Below are 25,065 nucleotides of genomic sequence, written 5' to 3'. Positions count from 1 at the left end.
TGAGAGGTTCATGGAACGCGTTTTGAGAAGAAAGTGCCTCAAACGGTAGTCATGAGAGGTTTATGGAACGCGTTTTGAAAAGAAAGTGCCTCAAATGGAAGCCATAAAGGGTTCATAGGAAGCGTTTTGGTATATCCGCATAAAAAACCCGCACCATGAAGTTTTCATAGCACTCGTTTTGGTAAAATCGCATGGAAAGGCCTCACCATAAAGGGTTAGAAGAATTTGTTCATTGCTATCGTTCTCAAATGAAGAAATGGTGCATAGACAAGAAGGGAGGAGGGACAATGTACCTGTCCCTCTGTTCCACCAACCGCCCCATCTATAAGACACCTGCCCCTTCCTTAACACCAAGCGGATTCAGGGCATTCGTACTATTCACATAAACAAACGCATCATATCGTTCCGACATCCTTGACGGCACATAATTCCCATAATGTTCATTCACCGGACTATAAACCACGCCAATTGCACGATGACCAATCGTTTGATTAAATAAATGCCTATTCTCATCATTAAACAAGATTATTTTATCCTTCGGCCCAGCTTTGTACATCAGATCTTCCCAGCTCCCATCTTTAGCGGGAGGAGTCATCATTTTTTTAAAATGATCACCCCAGCGATGAGCGGCAATCACGGAACCGCGATGTGTGCCAAAGCCAACAATAAAGATGTTTTCCTCGCCTACTTGTTCTCTTAGTAGCTGCCCAACGTTCACCATTCCTGCATCCGCCATATATGTGGCTCGGGCATCGCCCACATGAGTATTATGCTCCCAGACGATTCCCTTTGCCTGATTTCCGAAGAAAGCCATAATTCGATTCAGAACCTCAACCATATGGCGGTCTCGGATGTTCCACGATTCATTGTCATGGACTATCATCGTCCGGTAATAATTCTCCGCATTTGCCGTGATGAGGGCATTGACCTCGAGATTTAATCCACTTTCTTCATGATCTGAATAAGTATTTCTTTTTAAAGAGATTTCGGTTAACAGCTTTATGACTTCCTCCTGACAGCCTTCTCCGTAAAAGGCAGCCGATACGCCATATTTTTCGGGCTGCCGATTGAATGGCTCGAAGCAGGCGAAAGTCTCTCGCACAACTTCAATATCCGAGGAGTTCGTTTCCTTTAAAAACTTCATAATTTCATCCATCGATTCCCAAAGGCTATACAGATCAATCCCGTAAAAGCCGACTTGTTTACCCCGAGGCTGCTTTCGATTATAGTCCTTTAGCCATTCGATCAGCTCAATCATTTCCTCATTCGCCCACATCCAAGTCGGCCAACGGTTAAACGATTGCAAAACGTCTCTAGCACGGGAATATGTGTTGTCCCAGCCTTTAATATACTCGTTAACCTGCTGACAGGCCGGCCAGTCGCCTTCAACGGCAATAAAGGTAAATCCCATTTCCACAATGAGTCTCTTTGTAAGCTCAGCCCGAATTTTATAAAACTCTGAGGTTCCATGTGACGATTCCCCAAGCAGAACATACTTTTCGGCGTTAATTCTTTTTATAAGAACGTCTAAATCCCCTAGTTCATTAAATGGACGTGCATGCTCTTGAATAGCTTGAATTAATTGTTGGTTCATTTTCATCCCTCGGTATCTGTTGACTAATTATAAGGATATTGTTTCCTAAAAGTTAAGATCTATTACGGTGGAGGGTAGGGTGATGAAGGTTGAAAAGATTTAATCAATCGTTTGATTAGTAGGAATAACAGGAAAAACATTTGGTAAAGTTTAATTAAACGATTGATTAATATATAGCCGAAGTAATCAGACGTTCATCGCAAGCTTATTTGCATTTTTTTATAGGGAAGAGGGGACAGGGGCCGATCTGACCCAAAAAAACCCCCATCTGATGAGATGGGGGTACACTGCATTATGGCTTACTGAAAATTCACCTTCAAAGTAACTTCCAATCTCTGTGCTGGATCCGAATTCGATACGCTCACTGGCAATTTAAAGAATTCACTCCAAAGAGTTGTAGTACCCGGCTTTTTATAATTATCAAAATTAAACGGACGAACATCCCACTTTAGGTCGACTTGATGCTCCTGATTCCCAGAGTCTACGATGGTTGCCTTTTTTGGCAATGCTGCTAGAAAATCGTTGTAAGTAATATTTTCCGGAACTGTTAGGTCCTCTAAAGGTTTGATTTCCTTAAGAGTTAATTCAGATGTTAAAATGATCTTTACATAGTTTGAATCCTTTGTAATAATAAGCGGATTTGTGTCTGGGTGATAGATAGTTTCCTTATATGCGCCGCCTTGTTGAATTTCCTTCACGCTCATGCCAGCAGGCGTATCAAAGTGAATTGTATACTTGCCTACAGGAATTTCACTCATTTTGTAAACGTGTTTCTGATTACCAGGTGTCGTTCCCACTGTATATTCTCTTCTAGTATCTTTGTTTTTTAGTTTAAAGTTCGTGATATTTGAGAAATCAATGAAGTTTGTAGAAGAGGTACTGTCTTTATACAAAGTAATTTGTGCAGCGCTTTTCTCAGCATTTGGATCCTCAGGCTCTGGCTCCGGTTCAGTTGTTTCTTCCTCATCATCAATCTGAGTGGCAACGACATCTAATTTAATATTGCCTGTCATCCCCTGGAACGAAATGTCATTGTCCCCATGTGGCCATTCGGCAAGAATTTTAAAGCTTTCCACGTCAGCTTCAGGTTTAAATTCCGTTTGGTAATCGATATCAGACCAGTCGCCACCAATATTTCTTTGAAGTGTGAGTTTTATAGGCGTTGTACCATCCTCAGGGAATAGGTCACCGCTTGGATTTAAATTTACTTTATATTGAACAGGTACTTCTGTATTGTTTTTGTTAATGCTGAAGTTATACACTTCAACTGGTTTCATTCCTGGGTATAGTTTTCCATCTAAATTAAATTGTGCATCTCCGATGGTTGTCCCTTCTGAGTTCACAGCTTCAACCTCGAAGCTGGCCGCGGTCGCAGTGTTATTATCACTTGTAAAGCTTTTGGAGAAATAAGCAACTGTCCCCATAACGGCAATCGCTACAAAAATGACTGCAATTAAACTTAATCCAATCTTCTTCTTCACTGGTTCATCTCTCCTTTGATAATAGGTAATGTTTGATATCTGCCAAACTAGCTATTTAAGAGATTCACCTCCTTATTAGGCGTTTTTTTTAATAAAAACCATAGGAATTTCAAGCTTTTATTTCGCTTTTCGGTGTTTTTCTATTGGTTGAAAAGAAATTTTGACTAATGCCTATGGCTATACAAACGAGGAAAATGGCTGCGATGATGATTAAACCAGGGGGACTTTTAATGAAATCTGTTAGGTAGCCAGCATTTGGTATATGGAAGCGTACGGATCCGATTACTTGTTCGGCTGAAATTAAGCCTTCATCCGCCATATTGTTGGCATCTCCTTGCGTTTGAAAAAAGACTTTCCCATCCTGATTGACTAACTCTATGATTCTATGAGTCACAAAAGTGTTTTCGTTATTACGGTATGTAATGATCTCATCTACTTTTAGTTTTTCAGGATCTACGGCTTTAACTGCTACTAAATCACCAGGTTCTAATTTTGGTTCCATGCTTCCTGTCAATACGGTCATTACCTTAAAACCAAGGATAGATGGCAAATAATTAGGATTCTGTTTTGATTGATAGAGAGAATATATTGAGGAAAGACTAAGAAGAATTAAGATTGCTAGAAAAATATTGCCTGTCCAGCTTAAAATTTTTTTTGTCATGAGTACACCGCCTTTATAAGAAATGTCTTTTGTTCTTTTTACAGAACAATTAAATTTATTATAATTCGTTATACGGAATAATTCAAGATTATTTGTTCTTAATTAAGAAGCGGTTTTCCGGTAAAAAAGGATTTGCTCATCATGATGAACAAATCCTTTACCTATTTATTGCCTCACAGTAATCGTTGTACCGGATTTAAGTGTATTAAATGCTTCATCTCTAATTGTCGTTTTGGCAGCTGTTTGAATGGTGAGGCTGTCACCTTCAAAGGTCGTTTCTTTTTCCGGAAGAATGATTAGTTCTTTTTGATTGGCCCCTATTGTAATCGAGTAGTTTTCTAAGGGAATTTGCTTTTTATCTAAAATAATAATGAAATCCGAATGGCTGTTTTCTAAGTAAATAGATTCAGAGAAGGTAAGGTAAATCTTGTTATCATTTTTTTTGACGGCTCCGGTCAAGATGGGTTCTGTATTATCGCCCAGTGTGATTGTGGCTGTATAAGGATTCATGGTGTTATCGGATAAATCTTTTATGCCGCTTGCTGTAATGTTGTATTTCGTTGTAGAAGGGATCGTGCCTTCCGGAAATGTTATGGTGACTTCCTGAAGATCATTGCTAATAGTTAACACAGAATGAACGGGAATCGGCCTGCCATTCAACAGGTAATTTGCTGCAGAAGTGGCTGACTGTGCTTGGACACGTTCATTAAATGACGCCTTGAATTGTCCATTTGCAGATGTTTCAAAAAAAGTAACCTCTGGCTTATCTTGATCGAACTTTTTCGTAACAGAAGTAGTAAAGGCGCGATTGTTATTTTGGGAAATTGTATTGTCCTTAACCGCTCCTTCTGCGACTGAAATGGTTAGGAGTCCGTCTGAAAGGCCATTTGCATCCAAGATCATTTTGTTATCTACGTTTGATCTGACTGTTGCCTGTACGGATTTATTGTTTTGGTCGGTTACTTTAATTTTGCTGGCAGTTGGAAGCCCAGATTTTAACGTTTTATTAAAAGTGAGATGAATTTCATTTTTATTTTTATCATAAGCAGCTTGAACAAATTGCGGCGGTGATAAATCCTTGTTGATGGTAATCGTTCGGTCATATGTCTTTCCGGTGTTATCTTCCAGATCCTTATAGCCTTTAACCGAGATGTTTAATCTAGCAGATATTTCGTTTGTTCCATAAACAGATGCAGGCAATTCAATGTCAAATTTAGTTTTGCTGCCGTCTGAAATATCTTTTACAGAAGCAGTTTTAATCGTTGTGTTGCCTTTTTTGATAATGAGATGGCTGGACGCTGTGAAACTGGATAGTGTTTCGGTAAATTCAATGGTGAATGTTTTTTCGTCTTTTACTTGTAGAGATTTCACTTCTGGAGGTGTGGTGTCGGCTGCTGGGTTATATAGGAAAGTGCTTCTATAGGTGTCCATTGTATTTGGGGTATTGATCACTAAATCTCTTGCGCCAGTTACGACTATTGAATAGGAGCGCCCTTTTCGCAGGCTGATCCGGTCAAGCTCAGATTTAGGGACCACGATCGTGTCTGTATCACTGTTCAGCTGATTGTATTTAACTGCTTTGCCGTCAATTGTAATCGCAATAGGTGAATTAAAGGCAATTAGCTCGGAAAAAGTTACCTCAACATTCCCGTTAGATTGGGTTTTGACTGTCGTGATGGTTGGTTTGATTTTGTCAGAGAATGTAAAAGTGGTGACATAGTCGTTCTGCCCTAAAGACTCGTAGTTGACTGTTTGGATATTTTTCTTCACTGTTACCGTGTAAGAAGAATTAGGATAGAGCGGTTCGTGCAATTCGATAACGGCTGTCTTTTTATCAGCAGAGAGGTTGACGCTTTTAATCGCTCTGCCAGATACAAAGTAGTTAGACAAATTTTCGGCTCCGTTTGATCCTGTGCCAGCTATCATCGCTTTGCTGAATACAACCTTAATCCGCTTTGGCTCGGCAGCACTGACTTTATCGACTTTTGGGGTGAACGTTGCAGAGATGGAATTAAGGCGATCGGTTAATGTTTTTTTAATCACTGAATTGCTGACATATGGCAAGTATGTTCGAGCTTCACTGAGATGAGTTTCTGCTTTTGAAAAATTGCCGCTTGCTATAGATCTTTGGGCTAAATCAAGTTCAATTTTAACCGTAACCGCATATATCGCGCTGTCCCGCACTTTCTCAGCAGACTGCTTGTAGTGGGAGCGGATCAGGTCACGTGTTGACTTTCCATAAACACGGTCTAACATAATGGCTTGCTTGCGGATTTCTCTTGAAAGCTCGTGATAGGCCAATTCCGTTTGATCATTAATCAGGTTTAAATTTAGTTGATGGGTTAATGCCTGCTGCTTGGCCTTAATTTTTTCCCCAGCTGTAATGGCATCAATATAATACATCGTTCGGTTAATGTGGAGTTTCACATGTTCGTCAAGCTCAGCTAAATACCGATTTTTTTGTGCTGTCGGTAATGTGTTCGCAGCTTTGACTGCTTGATCATAAGCAGCTTTTGCGTTATTATAGGCAACCCATGGCCGGGTTTTCCCATCTGCACTTCCTTCAATCGAAATCGCCCATTTTAAAATGGTCCCCGCATCCCTTGCCGCCTTCACGAGCTTTTCCACTTCGCTAACGGATGCTGCCTCAGCTGGGTTTGTTGTGATTATTGCAGAAACAGCTAATATAGAAGCGCTCCCTGTATAAATTATTTTCTTTTTCTTCATTCATTTGCCTCCTTTAGTGCTGGTTAATGTAAATATATTCCCATTTTAAAAGATTATTAATGATAGATAAATAGATAAAAAGGCATGAGAGTTGGCAATGGGGAAGGGCAATTAGATGCTATTTTGTGAGAGTGCGGGGGATGTTTTTATGAATTGGCTGAAAATCACCATAATTGGCGACAAAGTGATTAATTGGCTGACAAATAGCATTGATTGGCTGATAAACCTCCATATTTGGCTGATAAAGTGCTAAAATTGGCTGATAAACTACCCGAATTGGCTGATAAACCATTCAATTCGGCTGACAAACTCATTTTTAACAATAAATCAGACTGCTGCCCCCTTAAAATCAGGTGAAAATGGTGAAATAACTTGAATATTTCCTTTATAATTTACTAGGAGTATATAAAATTGAATGAAAGAAGGTATTCCTATGAGTGAAAGGGCGAAAATTTCACAAAAAACGGCTATTTTACTAGAACGTGCACGGAGATTTGGTGTAGCTGATGATGTGTTGCTTGCCAGTAAGGTAAAAGGAGATCCCACTCCGTTAAAAGTTGCCGAGGAACAATATTATCAATATGATGATTTTTTTACCTATGCGGAAAATCATGGTGAGGATTTAGAGTCAGCTATAAAAAATGGCTACCTAATGAAGTTTAATACAAATGGCGGCATCCAGACCTGGCTAAAAGAGCGATTTGGTTTAGAGGCCGAGCGTGATTATCTGTTTAGTCCCGGAAAATTTACTCATTTGAAACTGTCCATTGAACAGGCCAAAATTCTACTCAGCGTATTAGCAGGTAATTGGGTCATGTTGATATCTTCCAATGGCCATGAATATGCGGCGGATGACTATGATTTTGCTGATGGGATTGAAAATGTGATAAATGCTAGTTTAGTGATACGATCCGAATTTTAGTAAATGACTTGTTTTGGGGCCTGTCGAGGAAGTCGGTTTATCCTGACTTTCTCGACAGGCTCATTTTTGGATCTCGCTAGTGCTTTGTTTCCACATGAAATTTTGGAAACAACTCACCATTTGACGCCACTTTCTAATTACTACTATTAAAAAAACCGCCCCCATCAGGACGGTTAGTACACTGGAATTTTCGGCATGGCCACCCAATGGCCATCTGATACCTCAACAAGCTCCGATGTGCTTAATTGATATTTATCATCATCTGTTTGCTCTTCCATCAAGACTCTCTTTTTCTGTCTTTCGATTTTCGGATCGGGAATCGGAATGGCAGAGAGCAGGGACTTTGTATAGGCATGCTGCGGATTGGAGTAAAGCTCCTCACTTTCAGCTAACTCAACAATTTTCCCCCGATACATAACGGCGACACGGTCACTGATATGCTTGACCATTGAAAGATCATGGGCAATGAATAAATAGGTTAAGCCAAGTCGATGCTGTAAATCTTCTAACAAGGTGACTACTTGTGATTGAATCGAAACATCTAGTGCCGATAGCGGTTCATCACATACGATGAATTTTGGCTCTACCGCTAGTGCTCGAGCAATGCCGATCCGCTGGCGCTGACCGCCTGAAAATTCATGTGGATAGCGCAAAGCGTGTGATGGTTCTAGTCCCACCATATCAAGCAGTTCTTCCACTCTTTTCTTCCGTGCTTCTTTACTAGGTGATAGGTTATGAATATCCAGTGCCTGCCCAATAATATCTAGAACCTTAAAGCGTGGATTCAGTGACGCATAAGGATCCTGGAAAATCATTTGCATATGCCGGCGCATATTTTTCATTTCGTTTTGGGTAAGCCGATTAACTGGAATCCCTTGGTATAACACCTCGCCGCCAGTAGGCTCATGAAGCCGCAAAATCGCTCGTCCTGTTGTAGACTTGCCAGATCCAGACTCTCCTACAAGCCCTAATGTTTCGCCCGGTTTAATCTGAAAGCTAATATTATCTACTGCTTTCAGAACATTTCCCTTGCCTAAATCAAAGTATTGCTTAAGGGCATGAACTTCAAGTAATGATTTACTAGAATCTATGCCAGGCAAGATGAGTGGGGCAGGCTTTGGCTTCTTTTTCTCATTTAGCCTAGGCAGTGCATTTAGCAGTTTAAGCGTATAAGGATGCTTTGGTGATTCAAAGATTTCCTCGGTCGTTCCGGTCTCCACAATTTCACCGTTTTTCATGACGACAACGCGATCACACATACCCGCAACGACACCAAGATCATGGGTAATTAAGATGATCGATGTGCCAAATCGTTCTTGCATATTTTTCATCAGGTTTAAGATTTGAGCCTGAATGGTCACATCAAGCGCGGTTGTCGGTTCATCCGCAATTAGAAGCGTTGGACGGCAGGCGAGTGCAATCGCAATCATCACCCTTTGCCGCATTCCTCCTGAAAATTCATGGGGATACTGATTATAACGCGTTTCACTGTCGCGAATGCCGACTAATTTTAATAATTCTATTGCTTGATTCTTCGCTTCTTTTTTCGATAATTTTTGATGTTTGATTAGACTTTCCGCTATTTGTTTTCCGATACGGATGGTTGGGTTTAGGGAAGTCATAGGGTCCTGGAAAATCATACTAATGTCCCGGCCGCGAATATGTTCCATTTCCTTTTCTGTTTTGTGCGCAAGATTTTCCCCTTGAAAAAGAATTTCGCCGTCTTTCATAAAAGAGGGAGGTGAGGGGAGCAACCGCATAATGGATCTTGCCGTTACACTTTTTCCGCTTCCAGATTCCCCTACAATTCCTAAAGTCTCTCCTTTTCTGACTTCAAAGCTCACACCTCGCACTGCTTCAAACTCATGATCTCGGGACATGAAGGATACTCGTAGGTTGTTTATCTTCAATATTTTTTCCACACTTCACACCTGCCCATATTCAACGTTTTTAAATTGCTTATTTATATACATGAATGTTTTTAGTTTGATAATTAATTTTGTTGGCGATCAAACCGCCTTATACATACCTGATCTCTCTTGTTTTCGTCCCGAATAAAATCCGTTCGCATGCATAAGGCTAGTAATCAACAATAAACTCTAATATAGCCAGTAAAATAGATATATTCTGCCAAGCAGCCACATATTCTAGTAGGAATAACTATATTTGTATAATAATAACTAGATATTGACTTTAATATTAGAACTAAAATATACTATACTGGTCGGAATAATGCAATATACACGGAAGGAGGAAATTCCCATGGAAGTTATCAAGGGTGCTGATGCGAATAAATTAAGGAAAAACTTAAGTCTTTCAGAAACCTTAAGCCAATCTTACAAGAAAATGCAGCCGCATCCTGCCTATAAATGGCTTATATATATTCTGGGCCTTCCGGTGCATCTCATTGTTTTTATTATTTACCTTAACAGTAGAAAACGAGATTCATATTCCTCCCTGCTTAAGGAAGAAGAGAACCAACTTGCTGAGACCGGGCTAAGGGAACAGTTAAAGCAACAATATAGGGATCAAATATTACGGAAACAAGCGTTTTTCGGACAAAAGCAAGAGGAAGCCAAAACAGATCAACTTGCAGCAACTTGGGCTGAAGAACAGTTTCAAAAAATAGTGGCTGAGAGAACAGCTGAGCTCTTAGAACAACAAGGGCATGAAAGATTAACTTATGAATCCATTTTTCAGTCGCTCGTGAAGCATCCGCTGTTTCTATTATTAACGTTTTTGCCCGGATTGCCTATGTATCTTTTAATTTTCATACATAGCAACCCTTATTTGAAATATATATTTGAAAGATTGGTTATGAGTATATTTGTTATTGTTGGTGTCGCGTTTTTCGTATTTAGTATTTTGTATATTTCGCCTTTCGATCCGGCAGCAAACATACTCGGGGAAACCGCTACAAAAGAACAAATTGCAGCTTTTAATCAGATTTACGGTCTTGATCAGCCTTATCTGACACAATTATGGAATGCCATGAAAGGGATTTTCACCTTTGATTTAGGAGCCTCTTATTCTGGTAATGAAGAGGTTGCTGCAAGTATTGCTAGAAAGTTCCCAATAACGTTAACGCTAACACTCATAGCCTTAATCATGGCGATTGTTATTTCGATTCCGATCGGAATTATTTCAGCAACAAGGCCAAATTCTTTCTTTGATTATACGTTTATGTTTATTGCTCTTATCGGATTATCAATCCCTAACTTTTGGCAAGGACTTATCTTTATTCTGAATTTCTCGATTAAATTGCAATGGCTGCCAGCCACCTTCAATCCGCAAAATTGGCTGTCCATTATTATGCCAGCAGTTGTTCTAGGAACGGGCTTAACTGCCTCAATCGCTAGGATGACCCGCTCGGCTACACTCGAAGTGATCAATGAAGATTATATTATTACGGCGAAAGCCAAGGGACTAAATAAACGCCAAGTATTATGGAAGCATGCGGTGGGGAATGCGATGATTCCTGTTATTACGGTTATTGGACTCATGTTTGGCGGCATGCTTGGCGGAGCGGCCGTTACGGAAAAGGTATTTAATATTAGCGGAATTGGAAGCTATATTGTTGATAAGCAATTTATACCTGATATCCCGAGTATTATGGGTGGAGTTGTCTATATTGCGATTACCATTTCTTTAATTAATTTATTGATCGATATTCTGTATGCGTTTTTTGACCCGCGGATCCGATCAAAAATGAAACAATATTAAAGCAGGTGTATAGAAGATGTCTACTCATATGAGGGAAAATGAAAGCTATTTTAAGCAGCACGCACTAAAAATTTCACCAGAGTACAGGCAGGCAAGCTTTACGTCCATCACTTCACTTGCTTTGACTGTCATATTTCTATATAGCAGCTTTAACTTTGCTGCTAATACGATAAAGCCGTTTGTGTTTGGTGTTTTTATCGCTTATGCGCTGTTTACGCTTGTACAAATCGTCATTACGTTGAAAATTAAGCAAGATCTTAAAAAGTCTGGCGAAATACGAAAGTCAACTAGAGTTCTAGGATACTTTCAGCTATTAAGTATTTTAACTGCAAATGTATTCGTGGCGACTTTTGCCTTTCAGCTAATTAGAAGAGAAAAATCACCCGAATATATTTTTGCTGTTTACATGCTGCTCACTCAATTTTTCATTATTGCCGTGTCAGCACTGAATCTATTCAAGCCCTATGTCTCTGATACCTTTCTGCCATCAATGGGCTTCCTAATCATTACGGCGGTATTCTATTTGGCAGTCCTTATTTTTACTGCAAAGGATCGAGGAGGCAGCGGAAAGGAAAGATTGAAGTTCGTTTTGGGTATACCATTAGTATTAACTGCTATTACTGGCAACCTTTTTGCACTAGTAATAGGCATTCATTTTATTAGAGAAAAATGGAGAAACAATGAAACTAGTATAGGTAAGTGGTATAAAATTTGGGAGAAAATTTCAACGAATACTACCTCCATGCTAGGGTTGTTTTTTATCATCTTTATTTTTTCGATTTCCATCTGCAGTTATTTGACCTTTGATTATAGCATGGCAGTGGATAACGATTATAGTGCTATACTCCAGGCTCCCAGTCTTACTTATCCGCTTGGAACAGACAATTTTGGCAGGGATTTATTTTCTCGAATTGTTTTCGGAGCAAGGATTTCTCTCATTGTTGGGGTATTATCGACTGCGATTCCATTTTTGATTGGGGGATTCTTAGGAGCGATTTCTGGCTATTATGGAAACCGCACGGACAATATTATTATGCGTTTGCTTGATATATTGTACGCGATTCCAGGTATTTTACTGGCGATTGTTATTATTGCCGCGTTTGGTTCTAACGCTGTAACTCTTGTGATTGCCCTTAGTGTTGGGTCTATTCCAACGTACGCGAGAACGATGCGTGCTAATGTTCTAATGGTCTCAAACCTTGAATATGTTGAATCTGCACGAGCACTCGGAACTAGCAATCTATCAATTATCTTTAAGCATGTGGTTCCGAACTCACTTGCACCTATGATTGTGAAATCTACACTAACGATTGGCGGTGCGGTTATTGCCACAAGCAGCTTAAGCTATCTGGGCCTAGGTGTCGAGCCGCATATTCCGGAATGGGGAAACATATTGAAGATTGGCAGCACCTATCTTGAATCCCATTCATATTTAGCCATCTATCCGGGGCTGGCTATTATTGCTCTCGTTTTATCCTTTAACTTTTTGGGAGATGGGCTTAGGGACGCTCTTGACCCGAAGCTTGATTAATATAATTAAATTTTAGGAGGAAAGATTATGAAAAAAATGATTCCGCTACTCCTTGCCTTCGTCTTAATGCTGGCAGGATGTGTGAAAACTAAATCAGATGTTAATGAAAAAGCTGGATCTGATTCTAAAGCTGGCGGTACTGCTAGCGAGCAAGTAGAAATCGAATTACTTGGAATGAGCAGCGGGGAGGAAGATCTAAATATTCTCCGTGACCAGCTTGTTAAAAATGGATTTAAAGTAAAACTAAATATTCAACCTGACTATGGCAGCTTTAAAGCTCAACAAGATGCAGGTAATTATGATGCAGCATTATCTAGCTGGACAACTGTAACAGGAAACCCAGATTACGCTGTCCGTTCACTATTTAAAACAGGCGGAGATTATAGCATCCTAGCTGATTCTGAAATTGATGACCTAATTGATAAAGCAAGCACGCAAACTCCTGAGGAATATGCAGAAACGTATAAGCAATTGGAACAGAGTCTAGTATTTGACAAGGCTTATATTGCACCATTGTACATTTCTTTAAAATCACAGGCAGTAAACAAAGACGTATTAAAGCCTGAATCTGTTAGACTTTCTAAATCTCGTGCACTTGCATGGGAGCCGATTGATTTTATTGATGAATCAAAGCGTGCAACAGAACCGCTTATTTTGTCTCAGACTATGTCGACTTTAACATCACTTGACCCAATCAAGGGAAATGATGGTTCCATCAATCAGATTAATACAAATATGTATGTTCGTTTAATTAACTTAACAGATGATGACAAAATTACATCTGACGGTTCACTTTCTCTTAACCATAGTATTGCAGAAGGTAATGAAGAGTATTATTTCATCTTAAGAGATGATATTAATTTTGCGAAAATCACTGATAAAAAAGCAGTTGATACAGGCGAACGTGTTGGTGCAGACGATGTTATTTTCTCTTTAGACCGTGCGAAAAATAAAGATTCCGTGCCTGATCACCGCACATACAGCTTGCACGAGCATATTAAGGATGTTGAAGTTGTAACTGATTTAAATGCACTTGATCAAGTGAAACAATCTAGCGGCAGCGACTCTGTCAAAGTAGCTCTTGAAAATGGCTTAGATACTAAAATTACTGAACTCGTTGCAGATAAAACACAAGCGAACAATAAAGAAGGTAAATATCAAGTTGTAAAAGTAACAACAACAGAGCCTTTCCCGCAAGTGCTTAACTATTTAGCACATCAATCAGCTGGGATCGTTTCTAAAAAGCAAGTCGAAAGCATTAACACTTACGACGTAGCAACCTTTGATGTAAACAAGGATATTCCTTATGGTGACCAAAACACAGTAACAGAAGGCGACAAATACAACAACACTTTATACACAAGCGGCCCGTACATCCTTTCACACAAGAACGATTATGAAGCCATTTTCTATAAAAACCCTGGCTACATGAAAGGAACAGAGCACGAGCCAAAGATTGCTAATATTAAACTTCGCTTCATCAAAGATATAGATAGTTCTCTATCTGCCTTACGTAACGGCGAAACTTACGTATTATACGGCATTCCGGAAAACAAACAAGAAACCGTTGAGAGCGACAGCAAGTTAAAACTTCAAAGCATGGAAAGCAACGGTGTATCTTACCTGCTTTTCAACACAGCTAATCGAGATGTGGCCAAGAGTGAAGACTTAAGAAAAGCCATTCTACACTCCATTAACCAAGATGAAATTCTTAGCTACTACCATGGCAAGAAGGTCAAAGCTGTATCCACAGTAAGCCCGCTTGTCAAAACTGGACTTGAGCTGAAAGCAGATCCTGCTAAAGTGAAAGAATTCCTTGAAAAATATCAGTCTAGTAAATAATGCATAGGGAAAAACGGATGGGTGCGTGGGCGCCGATCCGTTTTTTTTTGTGCTGTGATGCGATTAATTGAGGAACAAAAGGAAATTGGCTGATAAACCCCATGATTTGACTGATAAATGGCGTTAATTGGCTGATAAACCATCCAATTTGGCTGACAAAGTGTTTTTTGACATTAAATGAGATTGTGAAAGGCTAAAATATTTTAGTTTTTTTAGTTAATTAGTTGATTCCTGTATAATCTAAGTTAATATTTGCAGAAAACTGTAAGGGAGAGTCCAATAAATGCTCATTCAATGTACAAAGAAACTTTTAGACCAGCTTGATATCAAATCTGATATTCAGGTAAAGGAAGAACCACTTTTTTCATGGCATGCCCATTTGATCACCCTTAACCGTAGAAAAACGATTGTGCTTGTGAATGATCAAAATAGGTATGTGGTCGTTTTGCATGGACTAAAAGCAAAGGATTTTAAAAATCTCGATAAAGTTTTATTACAAGGAATTCGTGAGACGTTTATGGAAGAGGGAATTAAGGATGAGGTCATAGAAAAATTTCTCTTTCAATCTAAGGAAATCAGCTATACCAAAACAAAAGATCGCACCTCTGTAGCAAGAATGAATAAGGCTTGTGAAAATGTTTATTTTTTTGAGGAGCTATTGGAAAACGATTCTATCTTCAATACAAGGATGAGTATGCGGGTCAGCCGCTTTCTTGTGGGTGATGGGAAAAATAAATATATTGTGCCGAACGAAGAGATGTATAAGAATCTAGAAGAATTTGCTGGTGAACCTATTTTTATGACGAAGGCGGTACAACTGAAAGTCACACTTAGGCTGGAAAAAAGGAATGTTTGGCGACGAATCCTTGTTCCGATAAATTCGACCTTTAATCATTTGCATCATATTCTTCAGGCAGCCTTCGGATGGCGGAACTATCATCTCCATGAATTTTATGTTTATGGGAATGCACCATTTGAACAAGTCTTATCAACAAATCATTCTGCTCATCATAAGGAAGGACTTAAACCAGTGGTGAATCTGGTTAGTCACGAAGAAGCTTTTGCCTATCGGACTGATGTGGAGATGAAGCTTGATAGCGATATTAAGTTATCAGAATATATCCCCGCATACAAGAGGCTGAAATATAATTACGACTTCGGTGATAACTGGCAGCATGATATCGAGGTGGAGGAAGTAATTGAAAATTATGATGCCAACTATCCTGTTTGCCTTGAAGGAGGAGGTAATACACCTCCAGAAGATGTTGGAGGGACCTATGGCTTTGAGGAGTTTTTAAAAATCCTTGCTGATCCCATGCACCCTGACCATAACCATATGATCCAGTGGGGGAAAATGCAAGGCTATGAGGAATTTGATATTAAGAAAGTAAATAGAGAACTTAAACATAAGTGATGGGTTATTAGCATCCTTAATGGCCTTGCTGGCTATTTAGATGGGAGGCAGGGGTGTTCTTGGAAAGTGTTTTATTGGACAGGAAACTGTGAAATGGGAAAAACCTGTCCATCAAAGTGGTTTTATTGGACAGGAATCTGTGAAATCGGAAAAACCTGTCCATCAAAGTGGTTTATATTGGACAGGAAACTGTGAAAACGGAAAAACCTGTCCATCAAAGTGATTTATTTTACAGGAAAAAGCAAATCCAAAAAACTATCCAGCATAGTATATTTTGTGAGAGTAGGGATTAGGTGAAATTCTGACATACTGCAAAATCCACTAGAATTCACACATGACTATAGGTCCGCTAACTTTTCCCACCATATACCTAGGCAAAGAATAACCCCTTATGTACTTTGGATCATTTTGCCATTTCGTGCAGGGATATGTCTCTTAAGCTGGAATCCTTCCTTATATTCTATAATAAAAGGGGGAAGAGGTATGGGGTTTTCTATGCGTAAAGTTTCCGCATCACTCTTGACAGTTGCTTTAGCAGCTGGCTTGGCTATTCCATCTGGGTTCATGTCGACTGCCAACGAATATGCAGCTGCTGAAAGTACCATGGATTCAGAAGCTTTGCAGCAGGCGTTCGAGAAAGCGGCTGAGGAATTTAATGTTCCGCAAAGTGTTTTAATGGCAGTCGCCTACAATCAGTCTCGGTGGGATCATTACAAAGGGCATAGCGAGGTTGGCGGTTATGGGGTGATGAACCTTGTTCAGATTGATGGGGACGAGCTTGCTCACGGAAAGGGTGAGGATGTTGAAGCCCAAAGTGCGGATAATTCTGTCATCAACACACTAGACGAAGCCGCAATTCTAATAGGAGTTGACCCAGAAGCATTAAAGGATGATCCTGAACAAAATATTCGCGGCGGTGCAGCCTTACTTGCTGAATATGCACGGGAAACAGCGGGAGATATTCCAAGCGATCCTGCAGATTGGTATGGAGCCATCGTAAAATACAGCGGTTCAGAATTCGATTCGGTGGCAAAGGATTTTGCTGACGAGGTATATGCCACCATGCAAGAAGGTGCCGAAAGAACAACAATCACTGGTCAAAAAGTTAGTATGAAGGCTGAAGCAGTCACACCTAATAAATCGACAGCAGACTCCATCCCTCTACGCAATGCAAAATTCACTGGTACGGACTGTCCGAATGGACTAGAGTGCTCCTTCATCCCGGCTTTATACGAACAATTCTCCAGCAGCCCTACCAATTACGGTAACTACGATATTGCCAATCGTCCACACGATGGTCTCGACATCCGCTATATTATCATTCACGATATTGAAGGCAGCGCACAATCTGCGATTAACCATTTTAGAAATAGATCGTTTGTTAGCGCCCACTACATCCTAGATTCCGATACTGGAAAAATCACACAGATGGTTAGACCTGAAGATGTTCCTTGGCATGCGGGGAATTGGTACTTCAATATGCATTCCATCGGCTTTGAGCATGAAGGATTTGCCGCCAAGGGAACAGAATGGTACTCCGAACAAATGTATCGCTCCTCTGCAAAACTAGTAAAATACTTGGCGGAAAGATTTGATATTCCAATCGACAGACAGCATATTATCGGCCATGATGAAATTCCTGGATTGACTCCTGCCAGACAAGGACTGATGCATTGGGATCCAGGCGCCTATTGGGATTGGTCCCATTTCTTTAATCTCCTCGGCGAACCGATTAACCCGAGCAAAGGAGATAAGCATAGCGGTATTGTAACAATCAAACCAAATTACAACACAAATAAACCGTCCTTCACATACGCGAATCAATTACTGGAACCTCAATCTTCCAGTCTCATTCATTTATACACGGAACCGAGCTTCGAGGCCCCGCTAATTAGTGACCCTCATTTTCATAAAAGCGGAGGAAAAGGAACGACCAATCTTAATGATTGGGGCAACAAGGCAGCAATCGGGCAAAGCTATTATCAAGTAGATCAGCAAGGTGATTGGACGGCTATCGACTTTGGCGGACAAAAGGCTTGGTTCTATAATCCAAATAATAAATATACCGTTCCAGGCAACGGAATTCTCATTACTCCTAAAGAAGGGCTAGATTCCATTCCTGTCTATGGTGCCGCCTATCCAGAACAATCTGCCTATGATGGGACAGGGATAGCAGAATCGGCAAGGGGGATTGCAGATCCACTCTATCAAATTCCAAAAGGCCAATCCTATGTCGCAACTGGACCGATTCAATCAGATTACTACCATGCGAAAATCTTTAATGATCCTTCTACAAACCAAGTCGTAAAAGGTCAGGATGAATATTATCAAATCTACTTTAATCATCGTTTGGGATTTGTAAAGAAGAGTGATGTGGATGTAGTGAATTAATAGAAATAGAGGATGCCCCAGAGGAAAACTTTGGGGCATTTTTTATATTAAGTCAGTATATTGGAAAAAGTCGGTAACTCCTTCGTGTTTTATAGTAAAATATGACTATCACAAATGGAAGAGGGAAAATGGAAATGAAGAAGTCGCAGTTGCTATTATTCGTTTTATGTTTATTTTTAATCTTATCCCCTTTTGAATTAGGGAAAGTTTCAGCAAGTTCTCCTAAAAAAATCACCAAGATCGGCAAACCGATTACAAATAGCACAGCCATAACGGCTACATCCGGAAATGATGCCAATGGGAATGCCCTTATGTATATCGTTTTACAAGGGGAGCCAGCCCAGTTAGTTGTTTTTGATATTTTTACGAAAACGATGGTGGACCAAAAGCCTTTGGCGGGTTCGACAAGTGGCTGGGCCATTCAAACGGATGGGAAGGGTGAGGTTTGGATTGGAGGCACGCCTTCAAACAAACTTTATAAATATCAGCCCAATCAAAAAAAGCTGACGGATCTTGGGAAGGCAACGAGCGGCAGCACCTCGATTCATGATATTGAAGTTGATAAAAATGGGAATATCTATGGAAGCACCTCCTATGAGGGCGGGCTTTTCAAATACAACGGCGGAAAGTTCGAGAATCTGGGACAAGCATCAAAAGGAAAAACAATTGGGCGAAGTCTTGCATATGATCCTTCCACCGATACGATGTTTGTTGGCGTAGGGGCCAATGCCGATTTGATTGCCTGGAATTTAAAAACAAATACAAAGAAATCCATTTTGCCTGATTCATATAAGAAGAGCATCTCTTCTATTTATGATCTGGATCAAGCTGGGGGAGTGTTGTTTGCCAAGCTAGAGAAGCAGGATAAGATTCTCATGTTTGATGCCAAGTCACTGAAGTTCAAGGGTGAGCTAAAGGCGAAATCAAGAGGGGTTTCGAAACTGGCTCCGAACGGGAAGGATGTTTATTTTACTAATGATTTTCACCTGCAAAAGCTTGAGTTATCCACTGGAAAAATAACACCATCCAAAAGGGCCTTGCAGGGGACAGAGGCGGTTTCACTTGACTTTGTGAAGCAGGGAACGAAAATGTTTTTAACTGGATTGTTAGGAAATACCGGAACTTTCTTCACCTATGACTTGGGGAAGGAGGAACTAGTGGTGGATCGTTTTCCTCTTCCGGCTCTTGGGGTACCGATATATAATTTAGCCGCTGGTCCGGATGGCAATATTTATATTAGCAGCTATGTTTCGGAGAAAATGGGTGTATATCAGCCGGGTGCGGATTCCTTTTCAACCATCCAAAAGGTTGGTCAAGTGGAAGGTTTCGCAGCGGTGAATGGCCGATTTTATATGGGTGTCTATCCTGGCGGGAATATCAATGAGTTGATGATGTCTGGCACTCCTAAAGTACAGCCTTTAAAGACGATTGGCAACGGACAGGACCGGCCGGTTACGATGACAAGTGCACCGGGAACCTCCTATTTATACATCGGTACTCATCCTAGAAATGGTGAAGCGGGAGGCAGTTTAACCATTTATGATACGGGCAAAAATAGCCTGTCAGTAAGAAGAAATATAGTGAAGGATCAAAGTATTATTTCCCTAACTGCCCATCAAGGCTATGTATATGGGGGCACCTCCATTTTTAGCGGTAAAGATTTGGAGGGCAAGCAAAATGCGGTTTTCTTCCGATTAAAGAGCAAATCTCCTGGCGGAAAAATAGAAATTCTGCCACTAGGCATTAAGAAGCCCCGAATGATTCATGCTCTGACAGCAGATGACAAAGGGAGGGTATATGGATTATCAGATGGCAATTTCTTTGCTTATGATCCGCATAAGAAGAAAACGCAAACGGTTAATGTCGTCAAAAATACGAGCGGCCGTTTCCGAAATGGCACGCTGGTGATCGGAAATGATCAATATATTTACGGAACAGTGGAAAATACACTATTTAGAGTCCACCCAGGCACGTTTAAATTGGAAATCCTTCATAAAAATGGTGCAGAAAGACTAACAAAGGGACTGGACGGGGTTATTTATTTTACGAATAAGGATGAGTTGTGGAAAATCGAATAAGTGTTGAAGCTGGATATAAGCCTATCAGTCTAATATAGATTGGTAGGCTTTTATCGTATTTTTTAACGATAAAATGTAAGTTGGCTGACAAAGTGCCTAATTTGGCTGATAAACTATCAAAATTGGCTGATAAACCATCCAAATTGACTGATAAAGTCCTTTTTAACATTAAATGAGACTACTATTTCTGATGAAAGGCAACGGAAACGGCAAAATAGAAAAACCTGTAAGTGGGGCTCTTACAACTCATTAATCTACAATATTATTTTATGTACGAGGGTACCTGCACTAGCGTTGACAGAAAATTATAATAAAGTGTTGTAGTGAACTTTATTATTTCGAATTTACATTAAGAGGAGGGGTGATGCCTGGAGGGCAAGTCAGGCGTGTTAGCAGCCTATAAGGACTCTTTTGTTCACTTTTGATAATGATATTAATTATGTGGAGTGGTTGTGATGTCGATACGGTATACATCTAATGGTTCTACAATTGTTATTAACACAATGTTTCCAGCCAATGGAACAAATGATTTAACACTTGACCTGCAAGAAGCATTTGATCATGTAACTGATGGTGGAACAATCATAATAGATCAAGGTATTTATAAAGTAAGCAAAAATGTGAATTTGACAGGTTACCCTAATAATGACCAACCATGCTTATTGTTAAGAAATAAAAAGAATGTTCGAATAGTTGGCTATGGAGCAAAACTATGGGTTGATCAGCATGCACAGGGTATTCTTGAAATCCAATTATCATCTAACATAATAGTTGAAGGATTGGAAATAGCAGGCTATGGACAATTTCCAGCAATTGACACAACTTCTGTTGGGTATACGGGATATGGAGAAAAAGGTACTGCTAATGGTGGATACTACACTTCTGGTTTTTGGGGGTATTATAAAAATAACAGCCTAGATACTTCAACAAGAAAAACTCACGCATCAATCAATAATGGACGACCATGGGGATTATTTGGAAATGGTGGATTTATTGGAAACGTCTCATATGGTATTTTAATTCATAATGGCTCTAAAAACATTAAACTTTATAATCTAGACGTTCATGGATTTAACTATGTTGGTATTGGTATAGGTCATAACGGCAACTTTGTTCCGAAAGACTTAAGATATAACGACTCTAAAGATATTCTTATTCAAAATTGCTATGTTCATGATAATTATGATGCCAACATACACGCTTTAGCGGTAGATGGAGTTCAAATCATGAATTGTATAAGTGAAAGAGCTGGACATCCTGATTCTCAAATCTCACATAGATTTATAGACCCGGGTTATGGTATTGCATTGAGAGGAACTAATTGGAGTGAGGCTAAAAATGTTATTGTCCAAGGTTCAATCTTTAGAGATAACAAAAGAAAAGGGATTGATAGTCATACTGGAATTGGAATGATATTTACAGACAATATTATTGAAAATTCTTATGCTTGTGGGATTTTTGCTAAATGGGGTCATGACCTACAACAAAGTCAAGATATTATTATTAAAGGAAACAAGATAACAAACTGTAGTGCTAATGGAACAGGTTTAGGAGCAATAATGGCTGGCGGGTATAGACCTGGTTATTCTCGTGAAAAAATTCAATTGAATGCTATTATTTCTGATAACTTAGTGAAAAATTGCGGAGCAACAGATTCTATTATTGATGTAGATGTATTTGATGGTTTGACGATTACTGGAAACCAAATTATTGGTGTTGATTCAAGAACGGTGGATACAAGTTTTTACGGTATTAGAGTTGGTTCTTCTACTTCTTCTCAAAAATCATATTCTTTAAATATTTCTAATAACACTATTGATGCTAAGGGTGCTACAGCATTGCAGCGTGGTATTCAAGTTTCAAATGTTGAAGATGGACAAGTGAATGGGAATATTATTAAATTAGAACATTCTAAATCAAACATTGGTCTATATTCTATTAACAACGGAATGGTGAATTTCATTGGTAATATCGTGAGAATGGGTTCTGCTGGTACTCCCATTGCAATTGCTCAAACTACCGGTTATAAAGCAGGTAATATATCTAGTGGTGGAAATATAGCAAATATTTTATAAAAGGGACTTTATCCCTTTATAAAAATATAGAAAAGCATATTTTACGAATAAGGATGAACGTGGAAAATTGAAAAAGTGTTGAAGGTAGATATAAGCCTATCAGTCTAATATGGATTGGTAGGCTTTTTTTGGCGATAAGATGAAAGCTGGCTAACAAATGACTATATTTGGCTGATAACCTACCAAAATTGGCTGACATATCACTAGAATTGGCGAAAAAGTATTAGATCTGTCATATAAACTACATTTTGTACCAATAATTGGCACAAGAATTTAAAATTTTAGTAAGGTAAGATGAATCTAATACATAGGATTTATTGGAGGAGTATATGTGAAACGCATCTTTGTTTTACTGTTAGCAATTACTTTGATTACACCTATTTTCCAAAGCCATTCTGCTTCAGCAGCAGACCCGTGTGCTCCTTATAAAGGCATGAAGAAGGTTTTTTGGGATGGAATCGAATTAAAAAAGGGACAAATTGGACGTCTACACACTGTGAAGAGTACGCCGCTGTTTTTTTACAATGGGGATAAGAAAATTATTAGTCACAACTTGAATCCGAAAGGAACGTTCCGGATTTATTCTTTTCGGCCGGGGACGCTAGGAGTTGGAGGCGGTTATTATGTTGATCGTGACAGCAGAGTTCGATATGAAACTCCGAGCAAAGCTAAGCTTCAAGCTCAAGCATGTGTATACCGCACACCGGCACCCCCTTTAACGGACTATGATCGGCTAAAAAAGGAGATTGTCAATTTAGAATTAGCAATCAAGAACAATGAGAGTCAAGCGCAAATAGAAGAGAAATCTAAACGCATTCAGACGATGCTGGACTCTATCAAGTATAAACCAAACACGGCTATTAAGCCGCTCTTAGATCGTTTGAAAACGTTGAGCAAAGGATATGTGACTCTCGCTGAGTGGGAAGTAGCACCGAAGAATTTCAACTTTGATAAAATGTTGGTAGATGAGAGCAGGGGATATTTATATGTAAGTGCTTATCAAAAGCTGTATGTTTTGTCAACAAAGGATTTAAGCATGATAAAGGAATTTTCCTATGATACAGGATGGGGAATGCAGCTATATAATGGGAAAGTCATACTAGGTGGGTATCCAATGCGGGCGGTTGACCCGGTAACGGAGAAATCAGAGTATCTTGAGGCATTGGACGGTACGCCGATTCAAGCCCAACGATTTATTATTAGTAATGATCATATTTACTATGCGCCTAAAAATGGAGCTACAGAGATTCATGATTTTGACATGAAATCGAGAACAGTTAAGGTCATCAGCAAAAAGGAGAATCCAGAAGACTACATATTTAATTCCAATATAAAACTATCTATTGATCCCATTAAAAAAATATTATATGTCAGCAATTCTCATGTGAAAGCCATTGATTTAAGTACATATAATATTCTTTCGGAGGATAATTATCGCCCAGGATTTTGGCCATCGTGGGATGCAAGTAATATTTGGGATAATGGAGAGCTTATTATTGATGGTTTCAAAATGAATCCAACGAATTTGAAGGATATTATCGGAAAGTATGTGGATGGCTTCGAACCTGTTAGTCTAGTAAAGGGGAAATATGCGATTGGCGGTTCGTTCATATATGACCGTGAATCCTTTGTCCCTTACCGCTCAATGCCAACCTCTCGATATGAAGAAGTATCGGTTGATTCTTCTATGAATTTATACGCTTACAATAGTGAAGAGGGGATGTTAAGGAAATTAAAATTAAACATTCTTCCGATTCATTTGCCAGCTTTTCAAAATGGGCTTAATAAGCAACTTCAATTTGAAAAGGCGATAACAGATTGGGAATATGATCAGAAAACTAATAAAATATATGCTTTGTCAATCAGTGATAATAAACTATTCTATATAAATGCAAGTACCATGAATGTTGAGAAAGAGATTTATATTGGTTCGAGGCCTTGGGAGCTTGTAGTGAATGGAGATTCCATTTATGTGTCATTAGAGGGTTCCCATCGTATTGCCGTAGCAAGTACAGACCCAACTAAGCCGATTTCGTATATATCTGTAACTGATAGACCAAGTGAAATAGAGGTAGGAAAAAACTATATCTATTATAGTCATAATAATTATTATGTTTCTGCCTATGATCGGCGAAATGGACAAACTGTTGAGGCGGCAAACATTTACAGGGCAAATTTAAAGCTTGACCAAAGCAGAAACGTTCTTTACATGCAAGATGATACTTCAGGTGGATCTATTTACGCATTCGATGCCGATACGTTTCAAGAAAAGAACAAATTGAATTTTGATACGTATCCAGGTGTTTTTGAAATGTTTGTTGACGGGAATTATTTATACACAGGAAGGAATCGGATAAATTTAGATTTGTCTAACCGTGTGAAGATTTTAGATGAGGTTATTTTATATGTTGGAAAAAATCATATTATTACGACTAATGGGTATTATGATAAAGCGACTCTAGCCAAGCAAAAGAAATTCACCTTAGAAATCCATTCAGCTGCGATGAATGCAAACAATGAAGTGTTTATTTTGGATAAAGATCAAACTAGGTTTATAAAATATAATAGTGTTAAAGAAATATGGTAATCTTCAAAGGCGGATGGATTTTTCCATTCGCCTTTTTGT

16 protein-coding genes are annotated in these 25,065 nt (G+C 39.3%); 10 read left to right on the top strand and 6 right to left on the bottom strand.

Annotated features, from left to right (window positions below; translation table 11 throughout):
* Positions 1-322 precede the first annotated feature (322 nt).
* The 5 genes from V7127_RS07155 to V7127_RS07135 form a co-directional block, all read right to left on the bottom strand.
* The gene (locus tag V7127_RS07155) at positions 323-1,594 is read right to left on the bottom strand and encodes an erythromycin esterase family protein (RefSeq protein ID WP_335484489.1); all 1,272 of its coding nucleotides are present in this window, start codon (positions 1,592-1,594) and stop codon (positions 323-325) included.
* Positions 1,595-1,893: 299 nt separating this feature from the next.
* A complete protein-coding gene (locus tag V7127_RS07150; protein ID WP_335484487.1) occupies positions 1,894-3,075 on the bottom strand; it encodes a hypothetical protein in 1,182 nt (393 codons plus the stop codon).
* A gap of 109 nt (positions 3,076-3,184) precedes the next feature.
* Positions 3,185-3,736: a signal peptidase I gene (locus tag V7127_RS07145; protein ID WP_335484485.1), complete on the bottom strand. Its 552-nt coding sequence runs from the start codon at positions 3,734-3,736 to the stop codon at positions 3,185-3,187.
* A gap of 165 nt (positions 3,737-3,901) precedes the next feature.
* Positions 3,902-6,463, bottom strand: coding sequence for an Ig-like domain-containing protein (locus V7127_RS07140; protein ID WP_335484483.1), 2,562 nt, complete (start codon positions 6,461-6,463; stop codon positions 3,902-3,904).
* 118 nt (positions 6,464-6,581) lie between these two features.
* Positions 6,582-6,755 (bottom strand): hypothetical protein, encoded by a 174-nt coding sequence (locus V7127_RS07135; RefSeq protein WP_335345209.1) that lies wholly within the window; start codon positions 6,753-6,755, stop codon positions 6,582-6,584.
* Between the two features lie 123 nt (positions 6,756-6,878).
* On the opposite strand from V7127_RS07135, the gene V7127_RS07130 reads away from it, so the two are divergent.
* Positions 6,879-7,385, top strand: coding sequence for a hypothetical protein (locus V7127_RS07130; protein WP_335484481.1), 507 nt, complete (start codon positions 6,879-6,881; stop codon positions 7,383-7,385).
* Positions 7,386-7,558: 173 nt separating this feature from the next.
* Here V7127_RS07130 and V7127_RS07125 read toward each other — a convergent pair whose 3' ends face one another.
* On the bottom strand, positions 7,559-9,265 hold the full coding sequence (locus V7127_RS07125; protein ID WP_438823977.1) for an ABC transporter ATP-binding protein: 1,707 nt from the start codon (positions 9,263-9,265) through the stop codon (positions 7,559-7,561).
* A gap of 382 nt (positions 9,266-9,647) precedes the next feature.
* On the opposite strand from V7127_RS07125, the gene V7127_RS07120 reads away from it, so the two are divergent.
* The 9 genes from V7127_RS07120 to V7127_RS07080 all read left to right on the top strand — a co-directional run bounded on the left by V7127_RS07120 (position 9,648) and on the right by V7127_RS07080 (position 25,026).
* On the top strand, positions 9,648-11,108 hold the full coding sequence (locus tag V7127_RS07120) for an ABC transporter permease (RefSeq protein WP_335484477.1): 1,461 nt from the start codon (positions 9,648-9,650) through the stop codon (positions 11,106-11,108).
* A gap of 16 nt (positions 11,109-11,124) precedes the next feature.
* On the top strand, positions 11,125-12,639 hold the full coding sequence (locus V7127_RS07115) for an ABC transporter permease (RefSeq protein WP_335484475.1): 1,515 nt from the start codon (positions 11,125-11,127) through the stop codon (positions 12,637-12,639).
* 27 nt (positions 12,640-12,666) lie between these two features.
* Positions 12,667-14,481 carry an ABC transporter substrate-binding protein gene (locus tag V7127_RS07110; protein ID WP_335484473.1) on the top strand — a complete coding sequence of 605 codons (1,815 nt, stop codon included), beginning with the start codon at positions 12,667-12,669 and terminating at the stop codon, positions 14,479-14,481.
* 283 nt (positions 14,482-14,764) lie between these two features.
* Positions 14,765-15,895: a plasmid pRiA4b ORF-3 family protein gene (locus V7127_RS07105; protein ID WP_335484471.1), complete on the top strand. Its 1,131-nt coding sequence runs from the start codon at positions 14,765-14,767 to the stop codon at positions 15,893-15,895.
* 88 nt (positions 15,896-15,983) lie between these two features.
* Positions 15,984-16,118, top strand: a complete 135-nt coding sequence (locus V7127_RS07100; protein ID WP_335484469.1) for a hypothetical protein — start codon at positions 15,984-15,986, stop codon at positions 16,116-16,118.
* Positions 16,119-16,378: 260 nt separating this feature from the next.
* The gene (locus tag V7127_RS07095) at positions 16,379-18,286 is read left to right on the top strand and encodes an N-acetylmuramoyl-L-alanine amidase (protein ID WP_335344490.1); all 1,908 of its coding nucleotides are present in this window, start codon (positions 16,379-16,381) and stop codon (positions 18,284-18,286) included.
* A 134-nt stretch (positions 18,287-18,420) separates the two neighbouring features.
* Entirely contained in the window at positions 18,421-20,364 is a 1,944-nt protein-coding gene (locus tag V7127_RS07090; RefSeq protein ID WP_335353266.1) for a WD40 repeat domain-containing protein, read from the top strand.
* A gap of 455 nt (positions 20,365-20,819) precedes the next feature.
* A complete protein-coding gene (locus V7127_RS07085; protein WP_335344492.1) occupies positions 20,820-22,439 on the top strand; it encodes a right-handed parallel beta-helix repeat-containing protein in 1,620 nt (539 codons plus the stop codon).
* A gap of 331 nt (positions 22,440-22,770) precedes the next feature.
* Positions 22,771-25,026 (top strand): YncE family protein, encoded by a 2,256-nt coding sequence (locus tag V7127_RS07080; RefSeq protein WP_335353267.1) that lies wholly within the window; start codon positions 22,771-22,773, stop codon positions 25,024-25,026.
* The last annotated feature ends 39 nt before the right edge of the window (positions 25,027-25,065 follow it).

The sequence above is a fragment of the Bacillus sp. JJ1773 genome (genome assembly GCF_036962035.1).
Classification (GTDB): domain Bacteria; phylum Bacillota; class Bacilli; order Bacillales; family Cytobacillaceae; genus Cytobacillus.
The sequence above is the reverse complement of the archived record's forward strand: the minus strand, read 5'-3'. Positions and strand labels throughout refer to the sequence as shown.

Excerpts from the sequence above, each read along its gene's own strand:
- V7127_RS07155 (WP_335484489.1), bottom strand. The coding sequence starts at position 1,594 with ATGAACCAACAATTAATTCAAGCTATTCAAGAGCATGCACGTCCATTT.
- V7127_RS07145 (WP_335484485.1), bottom strand. The coding sequence starts at position 3,736 with ATGACAAAAAAAATTTTAAGCTGGACAGGCAATATTTTTCTAGCAATC.
- V7127_RS07140 (WP_335484483.1), bottom strand. The coding sequence starts at position 6,463 with ATGAAGAAAAAGAAAATAATTTATACAGGGAGCGCTTCTATATTAGCT.
- V7127_RS07135 (WP_335345209.1), bottom strand. The coding sequence starts at position 6,755 with ATGGTTTATCAGCCAATTCGGGTAGTTTATCAGCCAATTTTAGCACTT.
- V7127_RS07130 (WP_335484481.1), top strand. The coding sequence starts at position 6,879 with ATGAAAGAAGGTATTCCTATGAGTGAAAGGGCGAAAATTTCACAAAAA.
- V7127_RS07125 (WP_438823977.1), bottom strand. The coding sequence starts at position 9,265 with ATGTCCCGAGATCATGAGTTTGAAGCAGTGCGAGGTGTGAGCTTTGAA.
- V7127_RS07120 (WP_335484477.1), top strand. The coding sequence starts at position 9,648 with ATGGAAGTTATCAAGGGTGCTGATGCGAATAAATTAAGGAAAAACTTA.
- V7127_RS07115 (WP_335484475.1), top strand. The coding sequence starts at position 11,125 with ATGTCTACTCATATGAGGGAAAATGAAAGCTATTTTAAGCAGCACGCA.
- V7127_RS07110 (WP_335484473.1), top strand. The coding sequence starts at position 12,667 with ATGAAAAAAATGATTCCGCTACTCCTTGCCTTCGTCTTAATGCTGGCA.
- V7127_RS07105 (WP_335484471.1), top strand. The coding sequence starts at position 14,765 with ATGCTCATTCAATGTACAAAGAAACTTTTAGACCAGCTTGATATCAAA.
- V7127_RS07095 (WP_335344490.1), top strand. The coding sequence starts at position 16,379 with ATGGGGTTTTCTATGCGTAAAGTTTCCGCATCACTCTTGACAGTTGCT.
- V7127_RS07090 (WP_335353266.1), top strand. The coding sequence starts at position 18,421 with ATGAAGAAGTCGCAGTTGCTATTATTCGTTTTATGTTTATTTTTAATC.
- V7127_RS07085 (WP_335344492.1), top strand. The coding sequence starts at position 20,820 with ATGTCGATACGGTATACATCTAATGGTTCTACAATTGTTATTAACACA.